We start from the raw sequence: 18,446 nt of genomic DNA, 5'->3' as shown, positions 1-18,446 counted from the left end.
CGCAGCCTCGCGGGCTCGGCAGCTGCTACAGATCGCATTATTAGCCGAATACCGTTGTATTTTTGGCCGGCGGGGAGGGCGTTGTAATCGGCGGTCATTAGCTGGAATCGGTTGTGCCGTTCCAACAGTTCGGCTGGCGAAAAACAGGCTTGAGTTCCAACGAGCTGTGGCATCGAACTGTAAATGCACTTTTATAAAGCGCTATGCGTAACAGCGTGCACCAGTCGGAAGCGCCGCAAAGAGCTTTCGCCTGTAGACAACAATTGCCGTGACAATCCCCCCTGGCTCAAGAGTCAATGTTTGCAGATAGTTGAAGTCTCTCTGTGGCTGGCTGGCACAAAGGCTGCAAGGTTGACATCAGGTCCACCTGGAACGCATTCGTGTGGACAGCCCCCTCGGTCAACGACGATCGATTGGCCGAACAGGTCGTGGGCAACATCGGTGGATCAGGCATAGAGGCCTGTTTCAACACCACAAAAGAACAGGCAAAGACGCCTGGAACCGCAAGGTTTCAGGCGTTTTTTTTGCTTTTAAAACCGTGATTGGCTCGGGCTGGGTGCTTTCTATGAATTCCAATGTTGCCACGTTGAACAAGATGCAAACGCTGATCGTGATCGGTAATGGCATGGTCGGACATCATTGTGTCGAACAGCTGATCGAGCGGGGAGCGCTTGACCATTACCGACTGCACGTCTTCAGTGAGGAACCGATGCGTGCCTATGACCGTGTGCATCTTTCCGAGTACTTCTCCGGTCGTGATGCCGAGTCGCTGGCGCTGTCTGATGCGTCGCTTTACCAGACGCCCGGCGTTACGCTGCATCTGGATGTGCCGGTATTGGAAATCGACCGCGTCCGTCGCCAGGTAATCACCTCGCAAGGTTACGTCACGTATGACAAATTGGTTCTGGCCACCGGGTCTTATCCGTTTGTTCCGCCAATCGAAGGCGCCGAAGGTGAATCGCGTCTGGTCTATCGCACCCTGGAAGACCTCGATGCCATTCGGGCTGCGGCAGCCAATGCCCGGCGCGGCGTGGTGGTCGGCGGAGGCTTGCTGGGTCTGGAAGCCGCGAACGCGTTGAAGAGCCTGGGCCTTGAAGCCCACGTGGTGGAATTCGCGCCGCGCTTGATGCCGGTACAGCTCGATGACCTCGGTGGCCAGGCGCTCAAGGCGCAGATCGAACGATTGGGCGTCGGTGTACACCTGTCCCGCGCCACTCAATCGATCAGCGCGGGCGAGCAGTACCGCTATCGCATGAATTTCGCCAATGACGAATTCCTCGAAACCGACCTGATCGTGTTTTCCGCCGGTATCCGCGCTCAAGACGCGCTGGCTCGTCAATGCGCGCTGGAAATCGGTCCGCGCGGTGGCGTGGTGATCGACGACACGTGCCTGAGTTGCGACCCGAACATCTACGCCATCGGTGAATGCGCTTCATGGAACGGCAGCCTGTTCGGCCTGGTCGCGCCGGGCTACCAGATGGCACGCAGCGTCGCGGCCCGTCTGTGCAACGAAGTCGCCGAGCCGTTCACCGGTGCCGACATGTCGACCAAGCTCAAGCTGCTGGGGGTGGATGTCGGCTCCATCGGCGACGCGCACGGCAATACCCCGGGCGCGCGCAGCTATCAGTTCATCGACGAAACCAGCGCCAGCTATCGCCGCCTGGTGGTGGATGCCAGTGGCAAACACGTCCTCGGTGCAGTGCTGGTCGGTGACAACAGCTATTACGACACCTTGCTGCAGTACATGCAGAACAGCATCGCCTTGCCAGCGGAACCTGCCAGCCTGATTCTGCCGTCCTCCGAAGGCGCGCCGACCCTGGGCCCGGGTGCGCTGCCCGAGTCGGCCACGGTGTGCTCCTGTCATAACGTCACCAAGGGCTCCATCTGTTCGGCCATCGACGGAGGCTGTACCGACCTGGGCCAGCTCAAGTCGCAGACCAAGGCCTGCACCGGCTGTGGCGGTTGCGCCGGCCTGCTCAAGCAAGTGTTCGAGCATGAGTTGATTGCCCGTGGCGTCAGTGTCGATAAAAGTCTGTGCGAACACTTCGCCTATACCCGTCAGGAGCTTTATGCGCTGGTGCGGGTAGAAGGGGTGATCACCTTCGAAGAACTGTTGGCCAGGCACGGCCGTGGCCATACCGGTTGCGACGTTTGCAAGCCGGCCGTGGGTTCGATTCTCGCCTCGTGCTGGAATCAGCCGATCATGGACACGTCACTGGTGCCGTTGCAGGACACCAACGACACCTTCATGGCCAACATGCAGAAAAACGGTACCTATTCGGTGGTGCCGCGCATCGCCGGGGGCGAGATCACAGCCGACAAGCTGATCGCGATTGGCGTGGTGGCGAAGAAATACGACCTCTACACCAAAATCACCGGCGGCCAGCGGATCGACCTGTTCGGCGCACAGTTGCATCAGTTGCCGGACATCTGGTCCGAGTTGATCGAGGCCGGTTTCGAAACCGGGCACGCCTACGGCAAATCGACCCGGACGGTGAAGTCCTGCGTCGGCAGCACCTGGTGCCGTTATGGCGTGCAGGACAGCGTGAAAATGGCCCTGACCCTCGAGGATCGCTACAAAGGCCTGCGCTCACCGCACAAGCTCAAGTTCGCGGTTTCCGGCTGCACCCGTGAATGTGCCGAGGCGCAGAGCAAGGACGTGGGCGTGATCGCCACCGAGAATGGCTGGAACCTCTACGTGGCGGGTAACGGCGGCATGCGTCCACGCCACGCCGAGCTGTTCGCCACCGACCTGGATGATGAAACCCTGATCCGTTACATCGACCGGTTCCTGATGTTCTACATCCGCACCGCCGACAAATTGCAGCGCACCTCGGTCTGGCGTGAAAGCCTGGAGGGCGGTCTGGATTACCTCAAGGACGTGGTCATCAACGACAGCCTGGGGCTTGGCCTTGAGCTCGAATCGCAGATGCAACGGGTGGTCGACCGCTACGAGTGCGAATGGGCCAATGCCCTGAAAGACCCGGAAAAGCTCAAGCGATTCCGCACCTTCGTCAACGATCAACGCCCGGACCCGGACATCCATTTTGTCCAGGAACGCGGTCAGCGCCGGCCGATCATGGCCGCTGAACTCCACCTTATCCCTGTCATTGAGGAGATTGCCTGATGAGCCAGTCCGATACCCAGCGAGCCTATTCCTGCTCCTCCCTGGTCAATCCACAAGCCTGGCAAGCTGTGTGCCGCCAGGAGGATCTGGTGAGTAACTCCGGCGTTGTCGTCTGGCTCGATGGTGCACAAGTGGCGCTGTTCTACCTGCCGGCTGCCGAAGGCAAGACCCTCTATGCCATCGATAATCATGACCCGCAATCCGGGGCGAATGTCATCGGTCGCGGGCTGGTCGGCAGCATCAAGGGCGATCTGGTGATTGCCTCGCCACTCTACAAACAGCATTTCCGCCTTGAGGACGGCAGTTGTCTGGAGTATCCGCAGCAGCGCCTTCGGGTCTGGCCGGTGCGCCTGAACGCAGGCCAGGTGGAAGTCGCGGTGGCCTGACCACATGGGTTTTGACGGGGTCTGAACGCTCATTCAATGAATGATGTAGCCAGGCTCCGGCGACGTCGATGATCAATGACAAACCGTATCGGAGGCTCGTATGAAAACAGCCGCACAACTGCTGAAGCTGAAGGCCGTGCAGAACCGGCGGGTGCATAGCATCGCGCCAGACCAGATGGTGCTTGAAGCGTTGAAGTTGATGGCCGAAAAAAATGTCGGGGCTCTACCCGTCATGGAGCAGGGGCAGGTGGTCGGCGTTATCAGCGAACGCGACTATGCGCGCAAGGTCGTTCTACAGGGGCGCTCTTCGGTCGGTACGCCGGTCCGGGCCATCATGAGCGCGCCCGTCGTGACAGCAGACAGTCAGCAGAGCATCGAGCGTTGCATGGCGGTCATGACTGACAGTCATCTGCGCCATCTACCGGTGGTGGAGGGCGACCAACTGATTGGTCTGTTGTCGATTGGTGATCTGGTCAAAGAAGCCATCGTCGAGCAGGCCGAGCTGATCCGGCAACTGGAACACTACATTCGCGGACATTAAAAGGACCGGGGGCAGGGTGGATCGAAGGCTTATGAATAAGGCATGGCGTTATATGCGTTGCACGATCTGGCAACGCTAAAGGAACAGGCAATGCTGATCGTCAAACAGGACTGGCCGAAAATCGATCCGGTCATGGTCATTGCCACAGGTGTACGGGACAACGCCAGGAACACCCTGTGCTGCCTGCCGCAGTAACTCTGAATAGACCAACCGTGCCTATAACTGCGTGTGTAGCAAGCCCAACAGGAATTAATGAATTAAATTTAATAATGTAGTGATTTTGAGTTAACCAACGCCTGTTGCTCACTTCGTATATTCCAGCCACACGCCGGCTGATCTCCCTTCGAAGGCGCACGAAAATAAAAGGCGGAGTTGACGATGAACACTTACAAAATTGCAGCGGTTCCTGGTGACGGTATCGGCGTGGAGGTGATCGACGCCGGCGTTGAAGTGCTCAAGGCACTGGCCGAATGTTCGGGCACCTTTGCCCTGGACTTCAAACACTTTGACTGGAACTCTGACAACTTCCTCAAAAACGGCCACTACATTCCCGAAGGTGGCCTGGAAGAGCTCAAGACCTTCGATTCCATCTTCTTTGGCGCCGTGGGTGCACTCAATGTGCCGGACCACGTCTCCCTCTGGGGCCTGCGTCTGCCGATCTGCCAAGGCTTCGACCAATACGCCAACGTGCGTCCGGCTCGCGTGTTGCCGGGCGTGAAAAGCCCACTGAACAACGGCCACGAGATCGACTGGGTGGTGATCCGTGAAAACTCCGAAGGCGAGTACTCCGGCAACGGTGGCCGGGTGCATCGGGGCTTGCCGGAAGAGGTGGCCACCGAGGTGTCGGTGTTTACCCGTGCCGGTGTCGAGCGAATCCATCGCTTTGCCTTCGAGCTGGCGCGTACCCGGCCACGCAAGCACCTGACCATGGTCACCAAGTCCAATGCCCAGCGCCATGGCATGGTGCTGTGGGATGAGATTTTTTACGAAGTGGCGAAGGACTTCCCTGACGTGAAAATCGACAAGGAACTGGTAGACGCCGTGACTACCCGCATGGTGCTCAAGCCATCCACCCTGGATGTGATCGTGGCCACCAACCTGCACGCCGACATTCTCTCAGACCTGGCTGCTGCGCTGTCGGGCAGCCTGGGCATCGCGCCCACCGCCAACCTCAACCCGAGCAAGAAATTCCCGTCGATGTTCGAACCCATCCACGGTTCCGCATTCGACATCACCGGCAAAGGCGTGGCTAACCCCATCGCGACCTTCTGGACCGCCGCCATGATGCTCGAGCACCTGGGCGAGGTGCAGGCATCTCGTCAGTTGATGTCGGCCATCGAAGCCGTGACCGAGGCGGGCGTGCATACCCCTGACCTGGGCGGCACGGCCACCACTCGCCAGGTGACCGATGCAGTCATTGCGCTGCTGCGACGTTAAACACTTCCTTATCGTGATATAGCGCCACAGGGGTTGGTCACTCGGACCGAACTCCTGGGCATTTCCTGACAACAATAAAAATTCAGGGTCCGCCATGAAACGCATACTCGGCAAACTCTATGTACAAGTACTCATCGCAGTCGTACTCGGCGCAATCGTCGGGGTGCTGTTTCCCGAAACAGGGACAGCGCTCAAACCCATCGGCGACGGCTTCATCAAACTGATCAAGATGCTCCTCGCCCCGGTGATCTTCCTGACGGTGGTCAGCGGCATCGCACGCATGGAAAACATGAAGGAACTGGGGCGTGTGGGCGTGCGCGCATTGCTCTACTTCGAAGTGGTGTCCACCTTGGCCCTGGCCATCGGCCTGATCGTGGTGGATGTGTTCAAGCCAGGTGCCGGCATGAATATCGACCCCAAGGCACTGGACACATCCAGCATTGCCACATACACCACCCAGGCACCGCACAACTCGTTCATGGATTTCGTCCTGAGCATCATTCCGGACACCATCGTCGATGCTTTCGCCAAGGGGAATGTGCTGCAGATTCTGCTGTTCTCTATCCTGCTGGGCGTAGCCCTGGCCAATGCCGGCCCCCGCGCCAGGATCTTCATCGACGTCATCGACAGCCTCATGCGCGGCATGTTCAACATCGTCAACATGGTGATGCGTCTGGCGCCTATCGGCGCGTTCGGGGCCATTGCTTTCACCATCGGTAAATACGGTTTTGACTCGATGTTCTCGCTGGGCAAGCTGATGGCCTGTGTCTACCTGACCTGCGTCGTGTTCGTGATCTTCGTGCTGGGGCCGATCTGCCGCTACAGCGGGTTCAGCTTGTGGAAGTTCCTGCGCTACATCAAGGAAGAGCTGTTCACAGTACTGGGCACCAGTTCCTCGGAGTCGGTGCTGCCACAGATGATCACCAAAATGGAACAGGCAGGGTGCTCCAAGCCGGTGGCCGGCATGATGATTCCCGCCGGGCTGAGCTTCAACCCGGACGGCCAGGCCATCTACTACACCATCGCCGCCATCTTCATCGCTCAGGCGACCAACACGCCATTGACCTTGACCGACCAATTGATTGTCCTGGCGGTGTTGATGTTCACCTCCAAGGGTTCGGCGGGGGTGAGTGGCTCGGGCTTCATCATCCTCGCCGCGACGCTGGCCTCCCTGGGCAACATTCCGGTGTCAGGCATGGTGCTGCTGCTGGGCGTCGATCGATTCATGTCCGAGGCCCGCGCCATCACCAATACCATCGGCAACGGGGTAGGTTGCCTGGCCATTGCGAAGTGGGTGGGGGCGCTGGATACAGCCAGGCTGAAACGGGTGCTGGATGGTGAAGAGCAGGTGGTGGAGGAGGCGGTAGTCACCAAGGCTCCGAGCTTCACCTTGCAGCCTGAAAATGCCCATCCATTGGGTGGTGTGAAAGCCGCCACCCGCATCTGATCGAAGGGTCGTCATTCAGCTGTCGATTCCCCGGTGGAGTCGACAGCTTTTTTTATCCGCGGTCTTCGATGTTATCGATCTGCTTGAAGCGTTCGATCAGAAAGTCGATCAGGCTGCGTACCCGGGCTGACAGGTGCAGTTGCTGCGGGTAAACCGCATACACGTCTGCGCGGGTAGGGGTATGGTCCTCCATCACCAGGCGCAGCCGCCCGCTGCGCACATAGCGGGCGATGTCCCACTCGGCGCGCAGCAGCAAACCGTAACCCTCCAGCGCCCAGTTCAGGGCGACCTCACCGTCGTTGCAACCCAGGGCTCCGCGGACCTTGATGGTCTCGGTCCGCCCGCCATTGTTGAAGTTCCATACACCGTAGGGGGCTTCGTTCTGGCGAATGAAAATGCAGTTGTGGTTTTGCAGGTCGGAGAGTTTCTCCGGGGTCCCATGCTTGTCCAGATAAATCGGCGACGCGCACAGCAAGCGCCGGTTTGAGGCAATCTTGCGGGCATGTAGCGCAGCGTCCGGCAGAGTGCCGAAGCGAATGCCCAAGTCGAAGCCGTGGGTGGCGAGATCCAACGGGTGGTCACTGATCTCCAGCTGGATTTCCACCTCCGGATAACGGGTATAGAAAGCCGCCAGCGCAGGGCCGATATGTCGACGGCCGAAACCCAGTGATGCGTTCACCCGGATCAGCCCCTTAGGCGTGGCGCGGCTGCTGCTGACCAGCTGCTCCATTTCGTCGACTTGGGTAAGAATGCGCGCGGTGTGCGCGTAATACAGCTCGCCCTCGGGGGTAAGGCTCATGGAGCGGGTAGTGCGGTTGACGAGCTGGACCCCCAGCCGTGCCTCCAGCGAAGCCAGGCGCTTACTGACGGCCGGTGGCGTCACGCCAAGCTCCCTGGCGGTGGCGACCAGGCTGCCCTGTTTAGCCAGCAGATAGAAAAAACCCAAGTCCTGGGTGTTCGTCATTCATGACTCCAGATTAATTGTCTCGTTATTTCTGGTTAACCATCGCTTTCTGTTCACTACATATACTCCAGCCGGTCCTGCGCGAACAAGCGACTCGGGCTTTGCGGCATCATTGGGCTGTATTCAGGTGCAGGGGAGGGGGCTGCTGACGGGGGGGCGTCTGGTTCATGTCCGGGGTCAGCGCTGCGCACGAGGCCCAGCGCACTCGACGAGTGCACCTGGGGCTGTGTAAGAGAGAGCGAAGCAATGCAGGGTGTCGCGGCAGGGGTGGCAGGTTTATGCGGGAAAACGGCCACCCCACCGGATCATTTAATGAAGCGTACCTGGGCGTTGATCTTCTCGATGATCGACCCTTTGCGCTCGTTGAAACGTGCCTTGTTCTGCTCGAAGAGGTTGTTGCCCTTGGTGTCGATGGAAATGATCAGCGGGCCGAACTCGCGTACCCGGTTCACCCAAAGGGTTTCCGGCATGCCCAGATCCTGCCACTCGGCGCGCTCGATTTCCTCCACCTTGGTGGCGGCCAATACCGCGCAACCACCCGGGAACACCGCATGCACCGCCTTGTTTTCCAGGCAGCCAGCGGTTGTTTCAGGCCCCATGCCGCCTTTGCCGATGATCAACTTGACCCCGGTTTGTTCGATGAACTGCTTCTCGAATTTTTCCATGCGCATGCTGGTGGTCGGCCCGATGGACACCATCTCGAAGTTACCATCATCTTTCTTGCGCACGATGGGGCCGGCATGGAAAATCGCGCCACCGCGCAGGTCTACCGGTAGCTCGCGCTTGAGCTCGATCAGACGACGGTGCGCCACGTCACGGCAGGTCACCAGTTGGCCTGTGAGGTACACCACGTCACCGACGTTCAGACCGGCCAGATCCTCGTCCTTGATAGGGGTATTAAGGACTTTAATCACAGTACTACTCCTTCATGGGAGAGGATGTCGTAGGAAAGGTCGGCGTTGATGCGGATCTTGCCGCGCCGATGTGCCCAGCAACCGGTGGACACGGCCACGCCAATGGTGGACGGGTGACGAGCCGATGACTCAATGTTCACCCCCATCACGCTGCTGTTACCGGTCAGGCCCTGTGGGCCGATGCCCACCTCGTTCAACCCTTCCTCCAGCAATTGCTCCATAAGTGCCGCGCTTTCGTTCGGGTGGCTGGAGTCCACCGGGCGCAGAATCGCCCGCTTGGACAAGCGGGCAGCCGTCTCCACCGACGTCGAGACGCCCACGCCAACCAACAGTGGCGGGCAGGCATTGACGCCGCGCGACGTAATGACGTCAAAGACAAACTCGGTGATGCCTTCATAACCCTGACCAGGCATCAACACCTTCGCCGAGCCAGGCAACGTGCAACCGCCCCCAGCCATGTACACATCGATCAACGCATAGTCGGCATCCGGAATGATCTCCCAGTCGAGCCACGGAATCTTCGAGCCAGTGTTGGTGCCGGTGTTCTTCTCAATAAAGGTCTCCACCGCGTTATGGCGCAGTGGTCCCTTGATGGTGGCCTCGCGCGTGGCGTTTTCCAGAATGCTCTCAAGCTCCCCCAACAGCGGGAACCGGGCGCCGGCGCTGATGAAGTACTGAATCACCCCGGTGTCCTGACAGCTGGGCCGATCCAGCTTGTCGGCGTAATCCTGGTTCTCGGCCATGGAGTCATAGACAGCGATAGCCAACGGATTGGTTTCCGCTGCGCGCAACTGGGCAGTCTTTTTCTTCACGTCGGTGGGCAGGCGCTTGCCAATGTAGGCCGTGAATTTGGCCATCACATCAGTCAGCGAATCAACGGCTGAGTCTTTATCCACTTTCATTTCCTCACTGCATCTCAAGGCTTGTTTTTTTGTTTTGGAGCTTTTGGTTGTGCGAAAGGACGCCGGCATGCCCAAGGAGTAATTCCATATAGAGCATGTGGTTAATGCGCTGAATTAAAATTATCAGTTCAACTGGAGGGATTGAATGGGGTCATGGTTATTACACTCTTTACTTAAAGTTAATTATTGGAGGTAAACCAGAGAGCCGGTTTGTGGGGTTGGAATGACGCGTGAAATGGCTTTTACGAGGGATGTGAGGTGTGAATCGGGCGTGGGGGTAGTAAGTGAGAACCTGGCATCTCAAAGGTGGGCATCGATTTTGATGGATTGCCAATCGCCTTCAGCGGTCTCAGTGGAAAGGCGCATGACGCGGATGTGTTTTGCGGCGTCCCCGATTTGAAGTGGTGTCTATTTTTTCGAGAGAAATCTGCGGTCAGTCGAGTCCACCCGGGTCGACGGTGGTGGCCAGCTATGGTTTCGAGTGGCGAACACGAGCTTGCAGCGCTTGCACGACAAGTTCAAAGAGATGATACGAGGCCCACGGTGGAGCTCAGGAGCGTCGCATATGAATCAGGCGTTGCCGAAGAAGCTCCGGGATCCGCCCGGACTGGTCTCGATACTGGAAACTTAACCAAATAACCTGATCCGCCGTATACGGAGCCGTACGTACGGTGTGAGAGGACGACGGGAGTCAGATCCCGTCTCCTACTCGCTTTGCCCCATGGTTCAGATGGGCGAACCCGGCAAGCCTTCGTAATAGAAACCGGCAGCCGCGCCGCCATCCACCGACAGCTCGCTGCCGTTGCAATAGCTGGCGTCGTCGCTGGCAAGGAACAGCGTGGCGCGGGCGATCTCCTCCGGAGCGCCAATGCGTTGCAGCGGCACCTGGCGGTATTGGCTGTCCAGCTTGTCGCGTGAGACTCCGGTGGGATTGGACATTTGCGTATCCACCCCGCCCGGATGCACCGAGTTGACCCGCACGCCGTGTGGGCCCAACTCCAACGCCGCCACCTTGGTCAGCCCGCGCACGCCCCACTTGCTGGAGACGTAGGCGGCGAGGGCGTTCACGCCGCGCAGGCCATCCACTGAGGAGATGTTGACGATCGAGCCGGCGCGCTGCTCACGCATGATCGGCGCGACGCTGTGGATACCCAGAAATGTGCCGGTCAGGTTGATCGACAGTGCCCGCTCGAAGTCGGCCTTGGACAGTTGCTCCAGGGAGCCGAATACCAGCACGGCGGCATTGTTCACCAGCACATCGATACGCCCGAAGCGTTCTACTGTCTCGGCAACCAGTTGTTGCCAGTGTTCCTCGTTGCTGACATCCAGGCGACGGAAGCTGGCAGCGTCGCCCAGCTCGCCGGCAAGGGCCTGGCCCTCGGTTTCCAGCAGGTCGGCGATCATCACTTGCGCACCTTCCTCGACGAACAGCCGGCAGGTGTGTGCACCCATGCCGCGAGCCCCACCGGTGACGATAGCGATTTTGTTTGCCAAACGGTTCATGCAGTTTCTCCTCGATTAACCCCAGTAAGCCTGGCCGCCATCCAACGGGATCGTGGCGCCTGTCAGGTAGCGTGCATTGTCGCTGACCAGGAAAGCCACAGTGCGACCGATATCGGATTCGCAATCGCCGACCCGGCGCAGTGGGATGCTGTTGAAAAAGACTTGTGCTTCATGCGGATTGTTTTCGATCCAGCCGCGCAGGCCCGGCGACAACGCATGGGGGGCGATGACGTTGACGCGGATACCATCCACGCCCCATTCGCAGGCGGCGCCACGGCTGAGGGCACGGATGGCTTCTTTGGTCGCGGCATAGTGGCCGTAGCCCGAAGCGTCCCAGCGTACCGCTGCCGAGGAGGCCAGGTTGATCACTGCGCCGTCGCCCTTGAGGTGGGGATGGCAAGCTCGCATCATCCGCAGAGTGGCCATGGGACCGGAGTCGATGCCCAACATGAAGGCTTCGTCGGTGACCTCGAGGATGCTGCCCAGCGGCACGATGTGAGCGTTATTGACCAGAATGTTCAAGCCGCCGAAAGCCTCTACTACTTCGGCGACGCAGCGATTGATATCGGCCTGGTTCATCACGTCGCACTCCACTGCCAGAGCGGTACCGCCCCGGCGACGGATTTCGTCGCAGGTTTGCTCCAGGGTGGCGCGCGTACGGCCTGCCACGGCGACCATCGCCCCCTCGTTCGCGAGGGCAAAGGCAATACCCTGGCCGACTCCCTGGCCGCCGCCGGTGACCAGGGCTACTTTGCTTTCCAGCATATTCATGTGCAGATTCTCCAGGTGGTATTCAAGCGATGCCGGAAATCAGCTGTGCATTGTCAATGCGCAGTTCGGCGCCGTTGATAAAGCAGGATTCGTCCGAGGCGAGGAACAGAACCAGATTGGCTACGTCCTCAGGCATGCACATGCGCGCCATGGAGTTGTCGCCGATGCCCAGAGCTACCGGATCAAGATCGGGTACCAAGGCCTGTGTCATGGGAGTCCAGATGCCGTCCGGGTGCACCGAATTGCAGCGGATGCGGTAGCCCTGCTGCTTGCAATGTACGGCCACGCTGCGGGTCAGCGCGGTCACCGCGCCTTTGGAACTGCTGTAGGCGCACATCGGCGGCAGGCCAGCGAGGGCCGCGACCGAAGACATCATGATGATCGAACCACCAGCGGCGTTGCTTTTCATCGCCTCAATTGCGTACTTGCAGCCGAGAAAATAGCCGTCGGCGTTGACCCGCATGACTTTGCGCCATTGTTCCAGGCTGGCCTCTTCGATAGTCCCCAGCGGGCAGATCGCTGCATTGTTGACCAGCACGTCCAAGCGTCCGAAGTGGGCCTGGATCTGGGCGATCGCGCGTTGCCAGTGTGCTTCGTCTGCTACATCCAGTTCGATGAACAGGGCATGTGGACCAATCTCGTCGACCACCGCCCGGCCGGCTTCGCAGTTGACGTCGGCAACCACGACACGGGCTCCTTCTGCGGCCATCAACAGGGCATCGGCCTTGCCAACGCCGCTGGCGGCGCCGGTGATAAGCACGTGCTTGTGCGATGCCTTGGACATCCTCTGAGCCTCCTTATTCGTCCTGCGATGGTGCAGGTGCGGAGAAGCTCGCATCCCGGGAGGCACAGAGACATCGTCCAAGGAGACTACCGTCACGCCAAGGGCGTAAAACTTGCGTTTTGTGAGGGGGGATCTTGTAGTCCGGCCAGACGATGAAGGTGTGTGGGGTGCTACCTATCCTGCGTTCGACCCCTCCGCCATGCACAGGAGCACCACCGATGGTTATTACGCTGGACGACTATCTTGAAATAGAGCAGATCAGGCAGCTCAAGTACCGCTACTTTCGCGCGGTTGATTGCCACGACTGGACTTCATTGGAGACCTGCCTGGCTGAAGACGTGAAGACCTCCCTTGACAGTGGCAAGTACAGCTTCGACTGCCGCACCGCGTTCCTCGACGGGCTCAGGGCGATCATGGACCGACCCACTTTGCTGTGCAAACACCAGGGGCACCATCCAGAGATCGAGATTCTGGGGCCGGACAAGGCCAGGGGTACCTGGTACCTGGAAGATCATGTTATTGACCTGGAGGGCGACTGGATGTTGCACGGTACGGCCTTCTACCAGGACGAGTACATCAAGCGCGACGGGAATTGGCTAATCGTTTCTACAGGCTACCGGCGCGTATTTGAAACCCTCACCTCGCCGATTCCTGAACAGCTCAAAGTCACCGCCAGCCTGTTTGATGCTCCCGCACCTGCGGTTGCACGTCAGGTGTAAACCAGCCAACGGTCAAGCCCGACGCATGGCGTCGGACTTGACTGTTGCTTGATAAAAACCTGGAAGGATTCAGAGTCGATACTGACTGGTGGGCAGCACGTCGATCTTGTCGAAATCGATAAAAGGCGTCAGGTCGGCAACGATGTCGAATCCGCCTCAATTTCTCGTGATTGCGGCGCTCAGCCCCGCTTGGCGCCCAAAAAAGGTGGCGTCGGCCAGAGACATTCCAGAACTATAACCGCCTCCCCAACGCGGCAACCCGCAAGCGGTACGCCCGGCGGCATACAGACCGTTGATTGGCTGACGTTTTTCTGTGAGCACCTGGCCCGTCGGCAGAGTATCCAACCCCCCCAGAGTAAAGTGCGGATAGAACGCATAATCGACTCGGCAATCCAGCGCGACGAAGGGCGGCTCATCGAGTGGTTTGAGCCATTTTTCGGCTTTGTGGAACAGGGGATCGTTGCCTTGGGCCGCGTGGCGGTTGTACAGGGCGACCGTATTGACCAAAGCGTTTTCAGGCAAGCCAAGATCTCGCTCTACCTCTTCCCACGTTTCTCCCGCGGCGGCAATGTCAATGCGTGTGAATTGTGCCGGTGGCTCGTAAGACGAGTTGTCGACGAGAAGATAAATCCGATCACCCGTTTGCCGCATGATGTGATGACCAACGCGACCGTGATAGCAATCTTCGTTGATGAAACGATGGCCACGCTCGTTGACGAAAATACCCCTTACCAGAGATTCAGGGGCATAAAACGGCAAGCTCACAAAAGCCTCGTCCATGTGAATCGATGCGCCCCCCACGCTCATTCCCAGAAGGATGCCCGCACCGTCATCGCCAGGCGTTCCTATGGGCCCATCGGCGCGCAGCAATTGTGGCGCGTGGCGCTTGACCATATCGCGGTTCATCGCGAAGCCTCCGGCGCACAGGATGACGCCATTGCGAGCCCGTACAAAGCAAATTTGACCGTCGATTCGAGCCACCACGCCGTGGACGTTGTTGGCGTCATCGGCAATCAGGGTAAGCACCCGGCTGTCATAGCGAATGTCCACGCCCAGCTTTTCAACGCGAGCGGCAAGCGCATCCATGAGCATGCGTCCGCCGCCCCAGCCGGTCCATTGAGGGGCATGTCCCCGGGGGCACGGTTTGGCCTGTTCCGAGAATGGCCATGCTTCTTCGCTGCCAGACCAGATCAGGCAGTCGTCTGTCTCTGGCTCCAACATTTTTTCCGGCAAAAACGTATTTTTGTACATGACCCCTTGTGCGACCAGCCACTCATAGTGGGCAAGACTGTTCGCAGCATAGAGGCGTACCTTCGACTCGTCGGCGTCGACGCCGCCGGCCATCATCAAGTAACGGAAAAGGTCTTCGGTGTCGTCGTTGAAGCCAGCTTGTTGCTGAGCGGGCGTGCCCCCGCTACCGCCAAGATAGATTTCGCCACCGGACAAGGCGCTGGTGCCCCCGTTGCCTGAGGCAGCTTCCAGAAGCGTCACGGCCGCGCCGGCACCGGCGGCTTCGATGGCGGCGCAAGCGCCCGCCGCGCCAAATCCGACAATAACGACATCGGTCTCAAAATCCCACTTTGGGACTTGGTGGGTTCGACATGGGTGTGAAACAGAAAAAACATATGACATGAACACAGTCCTTTTTTTATATTTTTTAGTCAAAAAACGGTGTCGTAGCGATATGAAGTCTGAGCCAAAGTCTGGCTCAGGGCGCTCAGGGCGCTCAGGGCGCTCAGGGCATGAAGTCGCCGCCATTGGCGTCGAGTGCCGCACCGGTAATTGCGTTGGCGTAATCGGATACCAGGAACAACGCAGCCTTGGCGCAGTCGTCGTCGGTCGGCATGCGTCCGAGTGCGATATTGGCAGCGATCGGCTCTATGATTTGCACTTGCGGCACGTTGAGTTCGGCAGCTGCATGCTGGACATAGCCTTGGACCGGCGCACCCCACATCCAACCCATGTAGATACTGTTGGCGCGGATACCATACTGTCCGAGTTCCTTGGCTAGATACTTGACGGCCACCGCGAGGGCGCCTTTGGACGCCGCATAGCCGGATTCGCCAGGAAAGGGTTTGCGGGTGGCCTGGGTGTTGATCATGACAATCGCGCCGTTGCCCTGCTTTTTCATATGTGGCACGACTTCCTGTGTCAGGTTCATCGTGCCGAGCACGTTGGTGTTGAAGACCTCACGCCAGATATCCAGATCGGCCCCCTCGACCTGCTCGGGGAAGTTGCCATGCACAAAAGCGCTGTTCACCAAGGCGTCGATTCGGCCGAAGCGCTCGATTGTCTGGTCCGCCAGGTACTTGCACTGCGCCTTGTCGGTAATGTCGGTCACCACCTTGAGCACTTGGCAGTCGGTGGCCAGGTCCAGAATCCGGCGTTCTGCCTCATCCAGTTTCGATGCGGTACGTGTGGCGAGGACAACTGCATGTGCGCCTTCGCGTGCGGCATGGATCGCAAGTTTGACCCCAAGTCCCGGACCGACGCCCGATACCACGACAACTTTGTTTCGCATTAGCATTTCAATGTCTCCCGTATAACTATTCGTATCGTGAAATGACGGCATCGAGGAGTGCACGCTAACGCGCCGCCTGGGCAACGGTCAGACGAGAACGCTTCAGATAGAACACGATCTCCCGCTCAACCTGATCAAAGGTTTAGTTGTGCGCGGGTTCAAAATACAAACGGTCGGCTGACTCTATCTTCGTCCGACTGGACTACGTTCTGTACGAAAAGTAATGTCGCAAACATGGTGGAGAGTGGGGGGGAGGCGGCGCCCGATACAAGGGATGTAGGTGATGTCGCCACACCAGACCTGATTGGGTACCTGTACCTCAAACTCCCGATTCAAGATGTTCGGAATGTCCGGGCGCTCGACCGTCGCTTGTTTATAGGCATGTGAGCCGGGTTGTTTGCTGACTGGTTCCAGCTCCCACTCCGCCAACCATCGTCCCCGGATTCAAAGTGGAGTCTGCGATTTTCGCATTGCAACGAAATCGTTTCTGCTGATCGGCTACAGTGTGAAGGTGCTCGAAAACAGGACTGTTGCGAGAGTTGTGGTACTTGCCACATCAACGAAAAGCTTTCAGTAAAAGCTAAAAAAGCCCCCTGGATCGGGGGCATAAAAGTACCAGATGTGGAGCAACCCGGTCAGTTTCCAAGAGAGTGGTTTTAATGTCTGCAAGAAAATTCTTAAGTTGCACCCTTGAGCAAATTCTCCATGAAGATGAGGTTGCTTGAGCTCAAGAAATTTCTTGCATCTCCAGGCAGTCCGAGTGAGTAGAATCGCATTCTTGTAGATGCGGGCGGTCTAAGCTTGCCTATATTTAATGCTTAACTGGATCTGGTGAGAAAGTTTAAGCTGCGGCGTCTTTCCCAAATGTGGGTGACTTTCGTTGTGTGGATAAGTTAGCCATGGATAAAGTTACTTAAATTATAGAGGTGTTGCGTTGCGCTTACTGAATGTGCTGGTTCTGGAAGATAACTCTTTTGAGTTAATGGTCTTGCATAAAATGCTAAATGCCATTCAGGTCTTCAATGTGCTGACGGCGGACAGCGTGGAAGTCGCCCAGCAAGCACTGGCTAATCGAGGGGGTGTCGATATCGCCATTTGCGACTTGCAGATGGACGGCCCGGATGGCCTCGACATGATACGTTTTTTGGCCAAATACCGCTTGGCTCGGGCACTAATCATCCTTAGTGGCACTGACCAAAGCATACTTGACGGTGCGGCCCATTTCGCCCGATCACAGGGCATTCTATTGCTTGGCAGCTTGCGCAAACCCATGTCGCCCGATGCGTTGTGTCAGTTGCTGGAAACTTATCAGGATCTGGTTGCGCGCGGCGTTCAATCAGTGCCGCTGAAGCAGGCTTCACAGCAGTTTTCATTGGAGGAGTTACATCAACTTGCTCCCGGTCAACGCATCGGTGACGCGGGTACGTTTGCGCAATGGGTCGCCTATTACCAGCCCAAAGTAAGTTTTGAGGGTCAATTGGCAGGTGTCGAAGCGTTAGTCCGTTGGCAACATCCTATCCATGGGTTGATGTCACCCGGTCAATTCTTGGACGCTGTGGATAGTGCCGGACTGATTGAGCCGTTAACCTGGCGGATGTTGGACTTGGCATTGACGTTGACCTCGCGAGTGCTGCGTGAGCGTGGTGAGTGCCTGCCTGTCTCGGTCAATATCCCGCCTTCGATGATCGAGCGGGATGATTTTGCTCGACAGATATTGGCACTTTTGGTGCGCTTCGGGCTACCAGCCAACGTGCTCACGTTGGAGATTGTAGAAAGCCCGTTGTTGCAGGCCAAGACGGCACACCTGGAAGGTTTATTGCGCTTGCGCATGCAGGGCTGCCATCTGTCGATTGATGACTTTGGAACCGGCGCGTCGAACATTCAGCGTTTGCTGCAACTACCATTTTCCGAGTTGAAAATTCCTGCGGAGTTCGTGCGTGGCATTGGCGACGATGGACGTAAGTCCTCTGTGGTCGCCGGCGCTCTGATCATGGCGCAAAAAATGGCCTTGAACGTGGTGGTCGAAGGTGTGGAAACAGCGCGTGACTATCGAGCCTTGCAGGCATTGGGAGAGCCGACCATACAGGGGTATTTCATTTCGCGACCGATGAGTGAGGTCGACCTGTTGTGTTGGATTGAGGAGCGCACCAGGTTCGGCGGCATAGTTAGGGCAGTGAAAGCGCGTAGTGCCTCAAAGACCAGTCTAAACGCCCTTCGTGCAGGTTAAGGTTTTTCTTGCAGACACAGGCACCGCGTGCTTGGAAACTGAGTATGTAATTTTCCTCGCTTGGGATTATCTAGTTCCTCAACTATTCCGTGGCTCAGCAGGTTTCAGAGGATTTTAATTGTGATAAACAAAGTAACTTCTGGTCGCTGTGAGCAACTGAATTCCAATCAAGCGCGGGGGCTTTTTGCATAGTCGGGCGATAT

The 18,446-nt window shown here is 58.0% G+C and carries 15 protein-coding genes and 2 pseudogenes; 8 read left to right on the top strand and 9 right to left on the bottom strand.

Going from position 1 to position 18,446, the window contains the following annotated elements; all coding sequences use genetic code 11:
• Positions 1–565: 565 nt before the first annotated feature.
• The 5 genes from nirB to PMI29_RS00605 all read left to right on the top strand — a co-directional run bounded on the left by nirB (position 566) and on the right by PMI29_RS00605 (position 6,938).
• Positions 566–3,127, top strand: coding sequence for a nitrite reductase large subunit NirB (nirB, locus tag PMI29_RS00585; protein WP_008004572.1), 2,562 nt, complete (start codon positions 566–568; stop codon positions 3,125–3,127).
• The gene (gene nirD / locus PMI29_RS00590; RefSeq protein ID WP_008004571.1) at positions 3,127–3,513 is read left to right on the top strand and encodes a nitrite reductase small subunit NirD; all 387 of its coding nucleotides are present in this window, start codon (positions 3,127–3,129) and stop codon (positions 3,511–3,513) included. Before nirB ends, nirD begins: the two co-directional genes overlap by 1 nt.
• Before the next feature lie 100 nt (positions 3,514–3,613).
• Positions 3,614–4,054, top strand: a complete 441-nt coding sequence (locus PMI29_RS00595) for a CBS domain-containing protein (RefSeq protein WP_008004570.1) — start codon at positions 3,614–3,616, stop codon at positions 4,052–4,054.
• 378 nt (positions 4,055–4,432) lie between these two features.
• Entirely contained in the window at positions 4,433–5,491 is a 1,059-nt protein-coding gene (locus PMI29_RS00600; RefSeq protein WP_008004566.1) for a tartrate dehydrogenase, read from the top strand.
• Positions 5,492–5,585: 94 nt separating this feature from the next.
• Complete coding sequence (locus PMI29_RS00605) at positions 5,586–6,938, top strand: dicarboxylate/amino acid:cation symporter (RefSeq protein WP_008004564.1); 1,353 nt, start codon at positions 5,586–5,588, stop codon at positions 6,936–6,938.
• A 52-nt stretch (positions 6,939–6,990) separates the two neighbouring features.
• On the opposite strand, the gene PMI29_RS00610 is transcribed toward PMI29_RS00605, so the two are convergent.
• The 3 genes from PMI29_RS00610 to ttdA all read right to left on the bottom strand — a co-directional run bounded on the left by PMI29_RS00610 (position 6,991) and on the right by ttdA (position 9,712).
• A complete protein-coding gene (locus PMI29_RS00610; RefSeq protein ID WP_008004562.1) occupies positions 6,991–7,902 on the bottom strand; it encodes a LysR family transcriptional regulator in 912 nt (303 codons plus the stop codon).
• 305 nt (positions 7,903–8,207) lie between these two features.
• On the bottom strand, positions 8,208–8,816 hold the full coding sequence (gene ttdB, locus PMI29_RS00615; protein ID WP_008004560.1) for a L(+)-tartrate dehydratase subunit beta: 609 nt from the start codon (positions 8,814–8,816) through the stop codon (positions 8,208–8,210).
• Positions 8,813–9,712, bottom strand: a complete 900-nt coding sequence (gene ttdA / locus PMI29_RS00620) for a L(+)-tartrate dehydratase subunit alpha (RefSeq protein ID WP_008004557.1) — start codon at positions 9,710–9,712, stop codon at positions 8,813–8,815. Before ttdA ends, ttdB begins: the two co-directional genes overlap by 4 nt.
• A 538-nt stretch (positions 9,713–10,250) precedes the next feature.
• Between ttdA and PMI29_RS32790 the strand changes: the two are divergent.
• A pseudogene (locus tag PMI29_RS32790) lies at positions 10,251–10,349 on the top strand (group II intron maturase-specific domain-containing protein); the annotation flags it as partial.
• A gap of 95 nt (positions 10,350–10,444) precedes the next feature.
• On the opposite strand, the gene PMI29_RS00625 reads toward PMI29_RS32790, so the two are convergent.
• From PMI29_RS00625 to PMI29_RS00635, 3 genes are read right to left on the bottom strand one after another with little or no spacing between them, the layout of a single operon-like run.
• Positions 10,445–11,221: an SDR family NAD(P)-dependent oxidoreductase gene (locus PMI29_RS00625; RefSeq protein ID WP_008004555.1), complete on the bottom strand. Its 777-nt coding sequence runs from the start codon at positions 11,219–11,221 to the stop codon at positions 10,445–10,447.
• A 15-nt stretch (positions 11,222–11,236) separates the two neighbouring features.
• Positions 11,237–11,992 (bottom strand): SDR family NAD(P)-dependent oxidoreductase, encoded by a 756-nt coding sequence (locus PMI29_RS00630; protein WP_008004553.1) that lies wholly within the window; start codon positions 11,990–11,992, stop codon positions 11,237–11,239.
• A gap of 22 nt (positions 11,993–12,014) precedes the next feature.
• Positions 12,015–12,776 carry an SDR family oxidoreductase gene (locus PMI29_RS00635; RefSeq protein ID WP_008004551.1) on the bottom strand — a complete coding sequence of 254 codons (762 nt, stop codon included), beginning with the start codon at positions 12,774–12,776 and terminating at the stop codon, positions 12,015–12,017.
• A 218-nt stretch (positions 12,777–12,994) separates the two neighbouring features.
• On the opposite strand from PMI29_RS00635, the gene PMI29_RS00640 reads away from it, so the two are divergent.
• Positions 12,995–13,495: a nuclear transport factor 2 family protein gene (locus PMI29_RS00640; RefSeq protein WP_008004549.1), complete on the top strand. Its 501-nt coding sequence runs from the start codon at positions 12,995–12,997 to the stop codon at positions 13,493–13,495.
• A gap of 156 nt (positions 13,496–13,651) precedes the next feature.
• On the opposite strand, the gene PMI29_RS00645 is transcribed toward PMI29_RS00640, so the two are convergent.
• The 3 genes and pseudogenes from PMI29_RS00645 to PMI29_RS32150 all read right to left on the bottom strand — a co-directional run.
• The gene (locus tag PMI29_RS00645) at positions 13,652–15,127 is read right to left on the bottom strand and encodes an FAD-dependent oxidoreductase (protein ID WP_008004547.1); all 1,476 of its coding nucleotides are present in this window, start codon (positions 15,125–15,127) and stop codon (positions 13,652–13,654) included.
• Positions 15,128–15,230: 103 nt separating this feature from the next.
• Positions 15,231–16,022 carry an SDR family oxidoreductase gene (locus tag PMI29_RS00650; protein WP_008004545.1) on the bottom strand — a complete coding sequence of 264 codons (792 nt, stop codon included), beginning with the start codon at positions 16,020–16,022 and terminating at the stop codon, positions 15,231–15,233.
• Between the two features lie 252 nt (positions 16,023–16,274).
• A pseudogene (locus PMI29_RS32150) lies at positions 16,275–16,421 on the bottom strand (IS3 family transposase); the annotation flags it as partial.
• 529 nt (positions 16,422–16,950) lie between these two features.
• On the opposite strand from PMI29_RS32150, the gene PMI29_RS00655 reads away from it, so the two are divergent.
• Positions 16,951–18,243, top strand: a complete 1,293-nt coding sequence (locus PMI29_RS00655) for an EAL domain-containing response regulator (RefSeq protein ID WP_008004542.1) — start codon at positions 16,951–16,953, stop codon at positions 18,241–18,243.
• Positions 18,244–18,446 lie beyond the last annotated feature (203 nt).

Source organism: Pseudomonas sp. GM49, from assembly GCF_000282355.1.
Taxonomy (GTDB): domain Bacteria; phylum Pseudomonadota; class Gammaproteobacteria; order Pseudomonadales; family Pseudomonadaceae; genus Aquipseudomonas.
Note: the sequence above shows the minus strand (reverse complement) of the source record. Positions and strands in the feature narration are given on the sequence as shown.